Source organism: Prevotella heparinolytica, from assembly GCF_004342845.1.
GTDB lineage: Bacteria > Bacteroidota > Bacteroidia > Bacteroidales > Bacteroidaceae > Bacteroides > Bacteroides heparinolyticus.
Genome location: NZ_SLXB01000009.1, coordinates 68362 through 83347, shown reverse-complemented (window position 1 = coordinate 83347; position 14986 = coordinate 68362). Strand labels below are relative to the sequence as shown.

Genomic DNA, 14986 nt, shown 5'->3' with positions numbered 1-14986 from the left:
CCGTTTTTGAAAATTTAAGTTCCGTATCGTTGTTTAATTCGATGCGAACCTCTATCTTTGCACATTATTTGAATAAAAGTAATGAAGAAAAATACCCTGATAACTCTGCTTGCAGCCTTGCTGCTCTCCTCGTGTGGAGAATACAACAAATTGCTGAAAAGCACGGATTATGAATATAAGTATGAAGCGGCAAAAAATTACTTCGCAAAAGGTCAGTATAGCCGTACAGCAACCCTTCTCAACGAACTGATTGCCATTCTTAAAGGTACTGATAAAGCTGAAGAATCTCTCTACATGTTGGGGATGAGTTATTATAATCAGAAGGATTATCAGACTGCGGCGCAGACTTTTATTCAATACTACAACGTTTATCCCCGTGGTACGTTCGCTGAATTGGCTCGTTTTCATGCCGGTAAAGCTTTGTTCTTGGATACTCCTGAGCCCCGTTTGGATCAGTCCGGAACATACAGTGCCATTCAGCAATTGCAGATGTTTATGGAATACTTTCCCCAAAGTACCAGAAAAGAAGAAGCGCAGAATATGATTTTTGCATTGCAAGACAAGCTGGTGATGAAAGAATATCTTTCAGCTAAACTTTATTATAATATGGGGAATTACATGGGTAACAACTATCAGGCTTGTGTCATTACGGCACAAAACGCCTTGAAAGATTATCCATATACTAACCTACGCGAAGATTTGTCTATCCTCGTACTGCGTGCCAAACATGAATTGGCCATATATAGCGTGGAAGATAAAAAGCTTGAACGTTACCGTGAAGCGGTAGATGAATACTATGCTTTCAAGAATGAGTTTCCTGAAAGTAAATATCTGAAAGAGGCCGACCGTATCTTCAAGGAAGCGCAGAAAATATTAAAGGATTAAAGAAACCGGAAAAAGATATCAATATAGAATTTAAATTAGACGGATAAAATTATGGATTACAGAAAAACGAATGCTCCTGCCAGTACAGTAACTCGTGATATGATGAAGTTGTGTGAGGATACCAATAATGTATACGAATCTGTGGCAATCATTGGAAAGCGTGCCAACCAGATCAGTGTAGAGATCAAGAATGACCTCTCCAAGAAACTTGCTGAGTTTGCCTCTTATAATGACAATCTGGAAGAAGTATTTGAGAACCGGGAACAAATCGAGATCTCCCGTTATTATGAGAAATTGCCGAAACCGACTCTGATCGCTACTCAAGAATATATTGAGGGTAAGGTTTATTATCGCAATCCGGCTAAGGAAAAAGAAAAATTGCAGTAATATAATGATACAGCGCATTCAATCCGTTTATTTGTTGTTGGTGACTGTATTGCTGGTAGTTGCCATGTGCATGCCTATGGGACACTTCATCGGAGCGGATGGAGTAACTGTAAGTACCTTTAAATCTTTAGGGCTGTATATGGCCGACGGAAGTTTCCGTTCTACGTGGGGATTGTTCGGTATTTTATTGCTGAGTGCAATTATTGTGTTTGGCACTATTTTTCTATTCCGCAACAGGATGCTGCAAGTACGCATGACTGTTTTCAGCAGTGTTTTGCTGATAGGTTTTTATATTGCTTTTACCGTGTTCGCTTTTATGCTGAAAGATGGTGCAGAGACCGCTTCTTTCCGATTGGGGTGGGCACTTTGTTTGCCTGTTGTTTCTATAATACTGAACTATTTGGCTTTTCGCGCCATTTATAAAGATGAGTTGATGGTCAAGGCAGCAGATCGATTAAGAAGATAAGCAAATAACATTCTGATTTATGATAAAGACAGACTACGTGTTTAATGGATGCTTGGTCTGTCTTTTCTTTTTATAGGTTTCCGATTTATTGGTAGGATCTTATTTTTTCAAATCGAACAGGTAGGTTATCTTGGCGGTAATGACTTCGTGCGCAGAGCGAGCAAAGAAGTCTTTTTTGGCACTGTTATAGAAATCGGATAAAGCATAATAGTATCTCCCTTCTACTAAAAAATGGCCGGCCTTGGTACGCACTTCTATACCAAGTCCTCCGGTAAGACCATAATCAAATTTATTATCAATAGGTTTACCATGTTGTTCTACTGTTATGTACGACTTGGAAGCTGCGGTTGTCCAGTCTCCATCTATTTTCTCGCTGTTGTTGAGCAAAAAGCCTATTTGTGGGCCGGCATGTATGAAAAGTTGCATGCCACGGTCTTTACCAAATGCCAAATGTGCTAGAAAAGGTATTTCCACATAATTCATGTTGCGTGTATAGCTCAATGCGGGGTAATCTTCGTAGTATTCGTCCCATCCGTGTTGCGAGAGATTTATTTCAAGCTGTGCACCGCAAATCATTTTGAAGTATCTTTCTGATATATACCGAGCTGTAATGCCGCCATTGATACCCATCAGATTCTTTTGTTTTACGGTAGGAGAGAAGCTGGCTTTGTTCAGATTGATCCCTCCATTGATGCCGATGGCAAGATTATGACGTTGTTCACCCACTTGTGCATTTGCCGGCAATACACATGCGCCTGCAAGCAAGGCGACTCCTATTAGTGCTTTTATTTTCATTTTTTTCAAGCTTTAATGACCGTACAACTTCTCTTATCAGTCGAAATCCAATTTCATCAACTCATAATTTTTTGTGAAGTGTACAAAAAATACCTTCTTGTTGATGAAACCGCCCCAGTTGTTTACCCGTTGAAACTTAAAACCGGTTTGTATCGGAGTCAAGTCCATCCGTTGCATATTATCCTCAAATGCCGAACCATAGCGTACCAGACCTTTCAAGAAGAAGTAGCCAGTGTCGAATCCCAGCATTCCGAATTTGGGATAACGTTCGTCCATATCTTTACTGTACCATTTGCGGTAGTTCTTTGTGAAATTGATGGCAGCAGGCAACAAGTTGTTGGTATAGAAAGATGAATAGAAATAGGTGCTTAATTCAAAGAAAGCATCCAGATGATCCTTGGTATAGGTCTGCCATTCCGGATAGCCGAACAAGTGGATACGGCTTTCCGGCTGCTCACGCACCAACAATGTCAGTTGAGGAAGAATTTTGATAAGCGTCAGGTTGCTACCGGAGGTCGGGATGAAGATGTTTTCGCGATCAGCGCGCAATACGGTTTTCAAAGTTTCTATCGTGGCATCTTCTTTCAAGCTTTTCATGGGGATGGCGCGATTGCGCAATTCATCTTTCAAGCCTTTGATGAATTCTGCCTTATCTTTAGTTCCTTGGCTCGCCTCGATAAAAATAACGTTGGCATTGAGAAACTGGCGTACAAAATGATCGTACACTTCGGAATACAAGTATGATTGAGGAGTATTGATCTGATACACGGCAGGGTTTCTGAATACGGTATTGTCTTTTGAAGTGAAGGGTATCACCAGACGGGTGTTATGCTTCTTGGCAAATTCAGCCAAAGGCATGATGTGCTGTTGATATAAAGGACCGAAGATGATATCCATTTCCTTCATTTCGCTTTTATCAAGCACTGCATTCAATGAAGCGTCTTCCGGGCCGGAGTTGTAGGTATATAAATCTATGGAAGTACCGGTGCGCTTCAAGCTATCTACAGCCATGAGCAACCCTTCATAATATTCCACCATGCGAGACGATTCGCTTTTTGAAACGCCATCCAAGAAAGGAAGAACCAAAGCTGCTTTGATGGTATTGAACCGTTGGACTTTTTTTCTGTTCTCATTGAACAATTCGTTGTCGGTGGGAGTCATATTGCTTGAAATCGCTTGAACAGCCTGTGCTTTTGCGTATGGGATGCAAAGAAATGAACCTTTCTTGATATGTTTTTCACCTTTCAGTTCGGGGTTAGCGGCGATCAGTTCGGCTTCGCTGATTCCATATTCGCGGCTGATGCTGAAGATAGTTTCTTTTCGTTTCACCTTATGCATTTCGCGACAGCGAGATTCTACAGGACCCGGAATAGTGACTCCGGTTATCGTTGTATTACCTTTGGTTTCGGAGAGACCGACGGTGGCTTCGGAAGCAGAAGGGATGCGTATAACTTGTCCGGTACGGAAGTTCTCTGCACTTAATCCAGGATTGGCATCACAAATGGCTTTGGCTGACACACTGTATTTTATGGTCAGGCGATAGAGCGTTTCTCCAGCTTCGATGGTATGATAGGTTTCTTTTTGAACATTGGCAACACTGCGAGGGATACGTATCGTACGTCCGATATATATCTTCTCATCGCTTCCGGGATTCAGCTTGATAATGTCCGATTGGCTGACACCATACATGCTGGCTATGGAATAAAGACTTTGTCCTTTCTCGATGGTATGCAGAAAATATGACTGATTCTCTTGTGCCATTGCTCCTAAACTGTATGCACCGGCAAGCAGCAGTGAGCAGATAATGCAGTTTATAGTTTTCATTCAGTAATCGTTGGTTTATATTTACAATTTCCCAAAGTAGTTGCAAAGATAAGAATATTGGCTTATATTAGCCAACGGATTGCGTTAAGAAATAATATTGCTTCTTTGGAAGCTGTTCTTGAATTTACCCTTTCACTTTTTATGAATGCCGTCTCTCACAAAGAACTCTTCCAATAATAGTGACTAATATCAGAACAGGCGTCCGAGCAGCCTATAAAATAAAAATCAGGGTAGTTTCTAACTATTTTTAGGTTGATATTCGGAGGAAAAAACTTATTTTTGTCCCCTTATGAAGCATGGAGCCGAAAACACAAGACGTTTTTTCGGCAGATAAAATTCGTATCTGTTCCGTATCATCTCCGCATTAAGTCCGTATCTATAGGTACGAAGAACATACGGAGTAGACACGGTTCTGATACGGCTTTGATAAGAAAAAGGAGAGACCAAAACAGAACCAAAGATTATGCAGGAGGAAACAGAATATATCAATGTATATGGTGCACGTGTGCACAATCTCAAGAATATCGACGTTGAAATTCCCCGTAACAGCCTTACGGTGATTACCGGTTTGAGCGGAAGCGGCAAATCATCGTTGGCATTCGATACGATTTTTGCCGAAGGGCAACGGCGCTATATCGAGACTTTTTCGGCTTATGCCCGTAACTTTCTGGGCAATCTGGAGCGTCCGGATGTGGATAAGATAACCGGGTTGAGTCCCGTTATTTCCATCGAACAGAAGACGACGAACAAGAATCCCCGTTCCACGGTGGGGACTACGACCGAAGTTTACGACTACCTTCGTTTGCTCTATGCCCGTGCCGGCGAAGCCTATTCCTATCTGTCCGGAGAAAAGATGGTGAAGTATACCGAAGAACAGATACTCGAACTCATCTTGAAAGATTATAAAGGGAAACGAATCTATATTCTTGCTCCGTTGGTGCGCAGCCGTAAGGGGCACTATAAGGAACTTTTCGAACAGGTGCGCAAGAAAGGCTATCTATATGTGCGTGTGGATGGAGAGGTGCGTGAGGCATTGCCGGGCATGAAGCTGGATCGCTACAAAAATCACGATGTGGAAGTGGTGGTAGACAAACTGGTGGTTGCTGATAAGGATGATACGCGTCTGAAGAACAGCGTGGCAGCCGCCATGCGGCAGGGAGATGGGTTGTTGATGATACTCGATGTCCAAACCGACGACCTGCGACATTACAGCAAGCAGTTGATGTGTCCCGTCACCGGGCTGTCTTATCGGGAACCGGCACCGCACAACTTTTCATTCAACTCGCCGCAGGGAGCATGTCCCAAATGCAAAGGATTGGGAATCGTCAGCCAAATCGATATGGACAAAGTAATTCCCGATCGCGAGCTGTCCATCGCGGGAGGTGCAATAGCTCCGTTGGGGAAATATAAGAACAGCATGATTTTCTGGCAGATTGATGCCCTGTTAGAAAAGTATGAAGCAACACTTAAAACACCGGTCAAGGAACTGCCGGACGATGCACTCGACGAGATACTGTATGGTTCGGACGAACGCATCAAGATAAAAAGCTCGTTGATAGGTACTACTTCCGATTATTTTGTGACGTTTGAAGGGGTCGTGAAATATATTCAAATGTTGCAGGAGAAGGATCTCTCGGCCACGGCACAAAAATGGGCCGACCAGTTTGCCAAGACTGCGGTTTGTCCGGAGTGTCATGGAGCAAAACTTAACAAGGAGGCTCTTTCGTTTCGCATTCACGACAAGAATATATACGAACTGTCCACTATGGATATCAGCGAGCTGTATGCTTGGCTGACAAATGTAGATTCATTCCTCAGCAGCAAGCAACGGCAAATTGCCGGGGAGATACTGAAAGAAATCCGCACGCGTCTTAAATTTCTGCTCGATGTGGGATTGGATTATCTTTCGTTGAACCGTACAGCCGTCAGTCTTTCCGGAGGTGAGAGCCAGCGCATCCGCCTGGCTACGCAAATAGGCTCTCAACTGGTGAATGTGCTGTATATTCTGGACGAACCAAGTATTGGTTTGCATCAGCGTGACAACCAACGCTTGATTCATTCTTTAAAAGAGCTGCGCGATATAGGCAACTCTGTCATTGTTGTGGAGCATGACAAGGATATGATGCTGGCCGCCGACTATGTGATTGACATGGGGCCGACAGCCGGACGTATGGGAGGAGAGGTGGTTTTTGCTGGCACTCCCCGCGAGATGTTGCAGACACACACGCTGACCTCTCAATACCTGAATGGCGAACGGGGCATTGAAGTGCCTGCCAAACGCCGTGAGGGAAACGGACATAGTTTGTGGTTGCGTGGCGCAAAAGGTAATAACCTGAAAAATGTAAATGTGGAATTTCCGCTCGGCAAGCTGATTTGTGTTACCGGAGTTTCGGGCAGCGGCAAATCAACGCTCATCAACGAAACACTGCAGCCCATACTTTCACAAAGATTTTATCACTCCCTTCAAGACCCTTTGGAATACGGCAGTATAGAAGGGCTGGAATACATTGACAAAGTGGTGAATGTAGACCAATCGCCTTTAGGCCGTACACCGCGCTCCAATCCGGCCACCTACACAGGAGTTTTCTCCGATATACGCAACTTGTTTGTCGGATTACCCGAAGCGAAGATACGCGGGTATAAACCGGGACGTTTCTCATTCAACGTCAGTGGCGGACGTTGCGAAGCTTGTCAGGGAAACGGCTATAAAACCATTGAAATGAACTTCCTGCCCGATGTGTATGTGCCTTGCGAAGTGTGTCACGGTAAACGCTATAACCGCGAGACGCTGGAGGTGCGCTTTAAAGGAAAGTCTATTGCCGATGTGCTTGACATGACCATCAACCGTGCGGTGGAGTTCTTTGAAAATATTCCTCAAATATTGAACAAGATTAAGGTGATTCAGGAGGTAGGATTGGGGTATATCAAGCTGGGGCAGTCATCCACTACGCTTTCCGGAGGAGAAAGCCAACGCGTGAAGTTGGCCACCGAACTGTCGAAACGCGATACGGGCAAAACTCTTTATATCCTCGACGAACCTACCACCGGGCTTCATTTCGAAGACATCCGTGTTCTGATGAATGTTCTGAACAGGCTTGTTGACAAAGGAAATACCGTTATAGTCATCGAACATAATCTCGACGTCATTAAGATGGCCGATTATATCATCGATATGGGACCTGAAGGCGGAAAGGGCGGGGGAGAACTCCTTTCCTGCGGTACACCCGAAGAAGTGACAAGGAGTGAGAAAGGATACACACCTAAGTTCCTGCGTGCAGAGCTTGGCTAACCGAGAATCTTACGAGAAATAATATAAAATCGCTTATTCCATCCACAAATCGTCTGACGATGAAAATAAATAAGACAAATGCAGCGAGGCTGCTCGATAAAGCAAAAATAGCTTATGAACTCATTCCCTATGAAGTGGACGAGCACGATTTGAGTGCGGTTCATGTGGCTGCCGGTTTGGGCGAAGACATCAACTGTGTATTTAAAACATTGATTCTCCATGGAGACAAGAACGGATATTTTGTCTGCGTGATTCCCGGTGAGCATGAAGTGGACTTGAAGTTAGCGGCCAAGGTGTCCGGCAATAAGAAATGCGACTTGATTCCCATGAAGGAACTCCTTCCTCTGACGGGATATATCCGTGGCGGTTGTTCGCCCATCGGCATGAAGAAACCTTTCCCTACCTATATCCACGAAACATGCCTTTGCTTTCCCTACATCTATATCAGTGCCGGACAACGCGGGTTGCAGCTCAAATTGAATCCGAAAGATTTGATAAAGGAAATTCGGGCGGAAGTTTGTCTTCTTTTTAATGAATAAGAACCTGTTTTAAGAAAATATTCGGAAGAAATTATATATTTGCAGGAATTATTCAAGATATGAATTCTATTACTAACTTTAAAAACTAATTTTTATGTTCAAGAATCACCCTAAAGGTTTGTTGGCGGCTGCTATCTCTAACATGGGCGAACGGTTCGGCTACTACATCATGAATGCGGTACTGGTGTTGTTCCTTTGCTCTAAATTCGGTTTGAGCGACGAGAGTAGTTCCATTATTTATTCGGTTTTCTACTGCGGAATTTATGTATTAAGTTTGGTAGGCGGTATCATTGCCGATAGGACACAAAACTATAAAGGAACAATCATGTCCGGATTGATAGTGATGTCATTGGGTTATATTATTCTTTCCATCCCCATCCTGTCTACTGCCGGAAATATCGGCTGGCTGCTTCCTCTGACCTGTATGGCTCTGTTTCTTATAGCATTCGGCAACGGACTTTTTAAGGGAAATCTGCAAGCCATTGTGGGGCAAATGTACGACAACTTTGAAAAGGAAGCTGAAAAACAAGGGCCGGAAGCCGTTAAGTTGGCAAAAAGCCGTCGTGATTCAGGTTTCCAGATATTCTATGTATTCATTAATATTGGTGGTCTGATTGCCCCGTTTGTGGCTCCTCTGCTTAGAGAGTGGTGGCTGAAAGCCCACAGTTTGGCATATAATGCCGACTTGCCGGCACTGTGTCATCAATACATCAAGGAAGGTGGAAAGATGGCTTCCGATCATTTGCAGAATCTTACGGAATTGGTTGTAAAAGTAGGCGGAACCGTTACTCCGGATATGACTTCATTCTGTACACAGTATCTCGATGTATTCAATACAGGTATCCACTACTCATTTATTGCTTCTGTGGGTGCCATGCTGATTTCTCTGCTTGTTTTCGTAGTATGCCGGAAAGTATTCCCCACGCCGGGTAAAAAGACAAAACAGGAATCCGTAGATTATACACCCGAAGAGAAAGTGGCTATGGCTAAGGAAATCAAGCAACGCTTGTATGCTTTGTTCGCCGTGTTGGGTATCGTGATTTTCTTCTGGTTCTCATTCCACCAGAACGGACAATCGCTCTCGCTCTTTGCGCGTGACTTTGTTGTTACGGACAGCGTTGCGCCCGAAATCTGGCAGGCCGTGAATCCTTTCTTTGTCATTGCACTTACTCCGCTCATCATGCTTTTCTTCGGTGCTCTCACTCGTCGCGGCAAGGAGATTTCTACTCCGAAGAAGATAGCTATCGGTATGGGAATCGCAGGTATTGCCTTCTTGTTCCTTGCCCTATATTCGGCTATGCAAGGTTATCCTTCGGCTACCGACTTCAAGGCTATGGCAGATTCCGCCAAGGCAGGAATGAAGGCAGGACCTTGGGTGCTGATTGTTATCTATTTCTTTTTGACAGTTGCGGAACTCTTTATTTCACCGCTTGGCCTCTCTTTTGTTTCAAAGGTAGCCCCGAAACATATTCAGGGCTTATGTCAGGGATTGTGGCTTGGTGCGACGGCGATAGGAAACCTCTTCCTTTGGGTTGGCCCGTTGATGTACAACAAAATTCCTATTTGGCAATGCTGGACCGTGTTCTTTGTGGTTTGCCTTGTGTCCATGGGCGTGATGCTGGCCATGGTAAAGTGGCTGGAACGGGTGACAAAATAAGCTTGAGGTTATAATAAAATATAAGGACTGTGCAGTCTGAACAAGTAGGGATGCTTGCGAAGAGAATGCACAGTCTTTTTTTATATTTCCATTCCCATGATATAATCATTCATATAGTACCCGTTTCCTATCGGGAAATCTCCTTCGCGCAGTTTACGCATTCCCATGTGCTCGTAAAAGTGCACAGCTTTGTTGTTGCGATTCACATTTAACTCCAGCATACAAGGAGAGGGATGGATAGCTTTGATATACCGAATGGCCTCACGAAACAGAAAGCTACCGCAATGTGCACCCTGATAACGAGGCAGCACGTAGATTTTCTGCAGATGGAACAGTGCCTCACCTTGCTGTTCCACGGAGGCATATCCTGCGGTTTCTTCTCCCTCGCAGGCAAGGAGATAGACGTGTCCTTCCTCTTCCATTTGTTTACGCAGGTTCTCTGTCGAGTACATCCATTCCATCATGTATTCTGTTTGTTCATGAGTGAGGATGTCTTTGTACGTTACAGGGAAAACTTGTTGTGCCAATCGGTGTATCAATTCACAGTCGGCAGTCGTTGCTTTTCTGATGCTGAACATAAGGGATAAAATGCTTTAAAACATTATTTGATACAAAGTTATATGTTTTTTTGTAAAGACTGAATTGGCGACGGTTATTTTCATGTGACAAAAGCAAGATAAAATATTAGCAGAAATAGTTGATAACACGGATGTATTACATCTATGGAATAAACTTCGTGTATCCATAGAATAAAATCGTGTGTGGTGTAGAGTAAACTTGTTTTCAGCCTGAATAAATCTCTGTTCGCACCGTGCGAATACAAATTCGTACGCTGCGGACAAAGATTCGAAAGTAAAAGTGAAGAGAGTCTCGCAAGTTGAAGTGTGTAAATAAATTCGTTGGAAGATAGGAAGGATGGAGATGATGGCTCAATAGAAAGCATAAAGCAGAGCGAATCCTGAATATCCGAGAATAGTTTTGGTGGACGGCATATAGAATTCATGTGATGAGTTTGCTCGGATTTATTTACGTAAACTTATTTGTAAAACCATGCTAATTATGCTAAAAATATTATCTTTGCAAACGTCACAAACTAACTGATTCTGAACCTTACAATTATTATGGCATTTACCAACAACACTATGATCGTGCGTCACAGATTGCTGAAAGAGCTGGTAAGTCTGTGGAAAAACAATGAACTCGTAGAGAAAATAGATCGTCTACCTATTGAGCTGACCCCGAAAAAGTCGAAACATGCAGGACGCTGTTGCATACACAAAGAGCGGGCTGTATGGAAATACAAATCATTGCCGTTGCTGGGGCTGGATATGGAGGATGAAACGGATGAGTTGACTCCGTTGTCGGAATATGCGGCTCGTGCGCTGAACAGGGCGGAGAACGGCAGGCCGAAAGAGCGCATCATGTGCGTGATAGATGAAGCCTGTTCGGCTTGTGTGCAGATAAACTACGAAATAACGAACCTTTGTCGCGGATGTATAGCACGAAGTTGTTTGACTAATTGTCCCAAGAATGCGGTGTCGCTGAAAGAAAACAGTCAGGCACGCATCGACCATGATGTGTGTATCAGTTGCGGCATTTGCCATAAAAGCTGTCCCTACCACGCCATCGTATATATTCCCGTACCTTGCGAAGAGGCTTGTCCGGTAAAGGCAATCAGTAAAGACGAAGAAGGGATAGAGCACATTGACGAGAGCAAATGTATCTATTGCGGAAAATGTCTCAATGCCTGTCCGTTCGGCGCCATTTTTGAAATATCCCAAGTATTCGATGTGCTACATCGCATCCGCAAGGGCGAACAAATGGTGGCTATTGTGGCACCTTCTATCTTAGGTCAGTTCGATACAACCATCGAGCAAGTGTACGGTGCACTGAAGGAAGTAGGTTTCGCCGATGTTATCGAGGTGGCTCAAGGGGCAATGGATACTGTGAGCAACGAGGCGCACGAACTGGTTGAGAAACTGGAGGAGGGGCAGAAGTTTATGACGACTTCTTGTTGCCCGTCGTACATCGAACTGGTGAACAAGCATATTCCTGCAATGAAGCCTTATGTATCGGGCACCGGGTCGCCGATGTATTATGCCGCACGTATCGCGAAGAAGAAGCATCCTGATGCGAGTGTCGTATTCATTGGTCCTTGTTTGGCCAAGCGCAAAGAGGCTCAATGGGACGAAGCGGTGGATTTTGTCCTGACCTTTGAGGAAATGGCTTCTGTCTTGGCCGGTCTCGACATTCGTATTAAAGAAGCCAAACCTTATCCGATGACATTCGCTTCCGTGCGCGAAGCGCATGGTTTTGCACAGGCAGGCGGCGTGATGGGAGCTGTAATATCTTATTTGAAAGAAGAAGCGGCCGATATCAATGCTATTCAGGTGGCTAATCTGGATAAGAAAAACATCGGAACACTGCGGGCTTATGCCAAGACCGGCAAGGTTCCGGGACAGTTTGTCGAGGTAATGGCATGCGAAGGAGGGTGTATTACCGGACCGTGTGCGCACAACGAGGTAGTGGCCGGCAAACGGCAGTTGGTGCAGGAACTGGTCAAACAAGAGAAGACTTATTGATGATATTTATATTTTAGAAGCGGATGAAACAAGAGCCGATATTCCTCTCTCCAAAGAAATCGTAATGAAGAATTTGGTTGACAGATTGCGCAGCAGACGTACGCTGACCGTTGAAGAATATAAACAACTATTGCTTTGCCGTGATGCCGAGGTGACGGATTATCTGCATAGACAGGCACGGGAAGAGACGTTTGCCCGTTTCGGTAATAAGATTTTCATTCGTGGACTGATAGAAATTACAAACAGATGTCGCAATAATTGCTATTATTGCGGAATACGAAAGTCAAACAGCGGTATAAACCGCTATGAGTTGACACAAGAGGAGATTCTTGAGTGTTGCTGCGAAGGATATAGGTTGGGCTTTCGCACTTTTGTATTGCAAGGTGGTGAGATGCCGGATATAAAAGATGAATGGATGGAGAATATTGTTGCTTGCATCCGCCGGAGTTTTCCGGAATGTGCCATAACACTGTCGTTGGGCGAAAAGTCTTACGGAACGTACGAACGTTTTTTCCGGGCAGGAGCTAACCGCTATCTGCTTCGACATGAAACTTGCAATATACAACACTATCGTAAGTTGCATCCTGCTGACATGTCGCTTGCTTATCGGTTGCAGTGTCTGGATTGGCTGAAGGAGATTGGCTATCAGGTGGGGACGGGCATCATGGTAGGAAGTCCGTATCAGAATATCCGCCATTTGGTGGAAGATATTCTTTTCATCGAACGGTTTCGCCCGGAGATGATAGGCCTTGGTCCTTTTATTCCTCATCATGACACACCTTTTGCTGCTTTTGCACCGGGCAATGCCGGATTGTGCCTGAAACTTATTTCTATCTTCAGACTGATGCTGCCGGCAGCATTAATACCTGCTACCACTGCGTTGGCAACGCTTGCTCCGGACGGGAGGGAACGGGGTATACTGGCAGGTGCGAATGTGGTGATGCCCAATCTCTCTCCGCAGAAGCGGCGGGCAGACTATTTGCTTTACGACAATAAGGCGTTTGCGGGGGCGGAAGCGGCCGAGGGATTACGGGAATTGAAAGAACGGTTGGAAAGGATAGGGTATGAAGTGTCGGGAGAAAGGGGAGATTATGAAAATGGAAAAAGGAAAGTGGGAAATGAGGGATGAATGTACGGTGAAGTATAATATGAACTCAAAACGGGCGGAGGAGTTTATCCATCATCAAGAGATATTGGATACATTGGAATATGCGCAGGCCAATCGAAACAATCGCCGGCTGATAGAAAGCTTGATTGAAAAGGCGGGTTTGTGCGGGGGACTCTCGCATCGGGAGGCTGCCGTGCTATTGGAGTGTGACGAACCCGACTTGACTGAGCGCGTTTTCCGTCTGGCAAAGGAAATCAAGCAGAAGTTCTACGGCAATCGCATCGTGATGTTTGCCCCACTGTATCTGTCCAATTATTGTGTGAACGGTTGCGTATATTGTCCTTATCATGCCAAGAATCGAACCATTTTGCGCAAGAAGCTGTCGCAGGAAGAGATACGGCAAGAGGTGATTGCTTTACAGGATATGGGACACAAGCGTCTGGCATTGGAGGCGGGAGAAGACCCGCTACGTAATCCTATCGACTATATCCTTGAATCCATCCGTACGATTTACGGCATCCGTCATAAAAACGGAGCCATCCGCAGGGTCAACGTGAATATAGCCGCTACCACGGTAGAGAATTACCGCCGTCTGAAAGAGGCGGGCATCGGTACTTATATCCTTTTTCAGGAGACTTATCACAAGGAAAACTATGAGGCGCTGCATCCCACGGGGCCTAAGAGCAACTATGCCTATCATACCGAAGCGATGGATCGTGCCATGGAAGGTGGCATAGATGATGTGGGTATGGGAGTACTTTTCGGACTGAATACCTATCGTTACGATTTCGTGGGACTGCTGATGCATGCCGAGCATCTGGAGGCCGCTTTCGGAGTAGGGCCGCATACCGTCAGCGTTCCGCGCATTTGTCCGGCAGATGATATTTCGACGGAAGATTTTCCGAATGCCATCTCGGATGAGGTGTTTTGCCGCATAGTAGCGGTTACGCGTATTGCGGTGCCCTATACCGGCATGATTATCTCTACCCGCGAGACGGAAGCTGTGCGCCGCAGGGTGCTTGAGTTGGGTATTTCGCAAATCAGCGGAGGTTCGCGCACCAGCGTAGGAGGATATGCCATACCCGAAAAAGAAGAACAAGGTGCTTCGCAGTTTGATGTGAGCGACAGGCGTACGTTGGACGAAGTGGTGAACTGGCTGCTCGAACTGGGGCATATTCCCAGCTTCTGCACCGCTTGCTATCGTGAAGGGCGTACCGGCGACCGCTTTATGTCGCTTCTGAAGAACGGACAGATAGCGAATTGCTGCCAACCAAATGCTTTGATGACGCTGAAAGAGTATCTGGAAGATTATGCTTCGCCCGATACAAGAGAGAAAGGAATACGCTTGATTCAAGAAGAAATAAACCGCATTCCTAATCCGAAAATAAAGGGGATAGCTTTAAATAATCTGCAAGAGATAGAAAAAGGGAAAAGAGACTTCAGGTTTTAGAAAC

At 44.9% G+C, this 14986-nt stretch carries 12 protein-coding genes; 9 read left to right on the top strand and 3 right to left on the bottom strand.

Going from position 1 to position 14986, the window contains the following annotated elements:
• The first annotated feature begins 81 nt into the window (after positions 1–81).
• From EV202_RS06420 to EV202_RS06410, 3 genes are read left to right on the top strand one after another with little or no spacing between them, the layout of a single operon-like run.
• Positions 82–885 carry an outer membrane protein assembly factor BamD gene (locus tag EV202_RS06420; RefSeq protein WP_125239015.1) on the top strand — a complete coding sequence of 268 codons (804 nt, stop codon included), beginning with the start codon at positions 82–84 and terminating at the stop codon, positions 883–885.
• Positions 886–936: 51 nt separating this feature from the next.
• The gene (locus tag EV202_RS06415; protein ID WP_131926203.1) at positions 937–1272 is read left to right on the top strand and encodes a DNA-directed RNA polymerase subunit omega; all 336 of its coding nucleotides are present in this window, start codon (positions 937–939) and stop codon (positions 1270–1272) included.
• 4 nt (positions 1273–1276) lie between these two features.
• Positions 1277–1738, top strand: a complete 462-nt coding sequence (locus EV202_RS06410) for a DUF4293 domain-containing protein (RefSeq protein ID WP_131926201.1) — start codon at positions 1277–1279, stop codon at positions 1736–1738.
• 99 nt (positions 1739–1837) lie between these two features.
• Here the strand turns inward: EV202_RS06410 and EV202_RS06405 are convergent, their stop codons facing one another.
• Positions 1838–2533, bottom strand: a complete 696-nt coding sequence (locus EV202_RS06405) for a porin family protein (RefSeq protein WP_131926199.1) — start codon at positions 2531–2533, stop codon at positions 1838–1840.
• Positions 2534–2569: 36 nt separating this feature from the next.
• The gene (locus EV202_RS06400) at positions 2570–4357 is read right to left on the bottom strand and encodes a muramidase family protein (protein ID WP_106068681.1); all 1788 of its coding nucleotides are present in this window, start codon (positions 4355–4357) and stop codon (positions 2570–2572) included.
• A gap of 463 nt (positions 4358–4820) precedes the next feature.
• On the opposite strand from EV202_RS06400, the gene uvrA reads away from it, so the two are divergent.
• The 3 genes from uvrA (at position 4821) to EV202_RS06385 (ending at position 9842) form a co-directional block, all read left to right on the top strand.
• Positions 4821–7646, top strand: coding sequence for an excinuclease ABC subunit UvrA (gene uvrA, locus EV202_RS06395; protein WP_131926197.1), 2826 nt, complete (start codon positions 4821–4823; stop codon positions 7644–7646).
• Between the two features lie 59 nt (positions 7647–7705).
• Positions 7706–8185, top strand: a complete 480-nt coding sequence (gene ybaK, locus EV202_RS06390; RefSeq protein ID WP_125239019.1) for a Cys-tRNA(Pro) deacylase — start codon at positions 7706–7708, stop codon at positions 8183–8185.
• Positions 8186–8279: 94 nt separating this feature from the next.
• The gene (locus EV202_RS06385; RefSeq protein ID WP_131926195.1) at positions 8280–9842 is read left to right on the top strand and encodes a peptide MFS transporter; all 1563 of its coding nucleotides are present in this window, start codon (positions 8280–8282) and stop codon (positions 9840–9842) included.
• Between the two features lie 80 nt (positions 9843–9922).
• Here the strand turns inward: EV202_RS06385 and EV202_RS06380 are convergent, their stop codons facing one another.
• Positions 9923–10420 carry a GNAT family N-acetyltransferase gene (locus EV202_RS06380; protein WP_106068685.1) on the bottom strand — a complete coding sequence of 166 codons (498 nt, stop codon included), beginning with the start codon at positions 10418–10420 and terminating at the stop codon, positions 9923–9925.
• 543 nt (positions 10421–10963) lie between these two features.
• Between EV202_RS06380 and EV202_RS06375 the strand changes: the two genes are divergently transcribed.
• The 3 genes from EV202_RS06375 to hydG all read left to right on the top strand — a co-directional run bounded on the left by EV202_RS06375 (position 10964) and on the right by hydG (position 14982).
• Positions 10964–12424 (top strand): monomeric [FeFe] hydrogenase, encoded by a 1461-nt coding sequence (locus EV202_RS06375; protein WP_131926194.1) that lies wholly within the window; start codon positions 10964–10966, stop codon positions 12422–12424.
• A 64-nt stretch (positions 12425–12488) separates the two neighbouring features.
• Positions 12489–13553 (top strand): [FeFe] hydrogenase H-cluster radical SAM maturase HydE, encoded by a 1065-nt coding sequence (hydE, locus tag EV202_RS06370; protein WP_131926192.1) that lies wholly within the window; start codon positions 12489–12491, stop codon positions 13551–13553.
• Between the two features lie 19 nt (positions 13554–13572).
• On the top strand, positions 13573–14982 hold the full coding sequence (gene hydG, locus EV202_RS06365) for a [FeFe] hydrogenase H-cluster radical SAM maturase HydG (RefSeq protein WP_394364512.1): 1410 nt from the start codon (positions 13573–13575) through the stop codon (positions 14980–14982).
• Positions 14983–14986 lie beyond the last annotated feature (4 nt).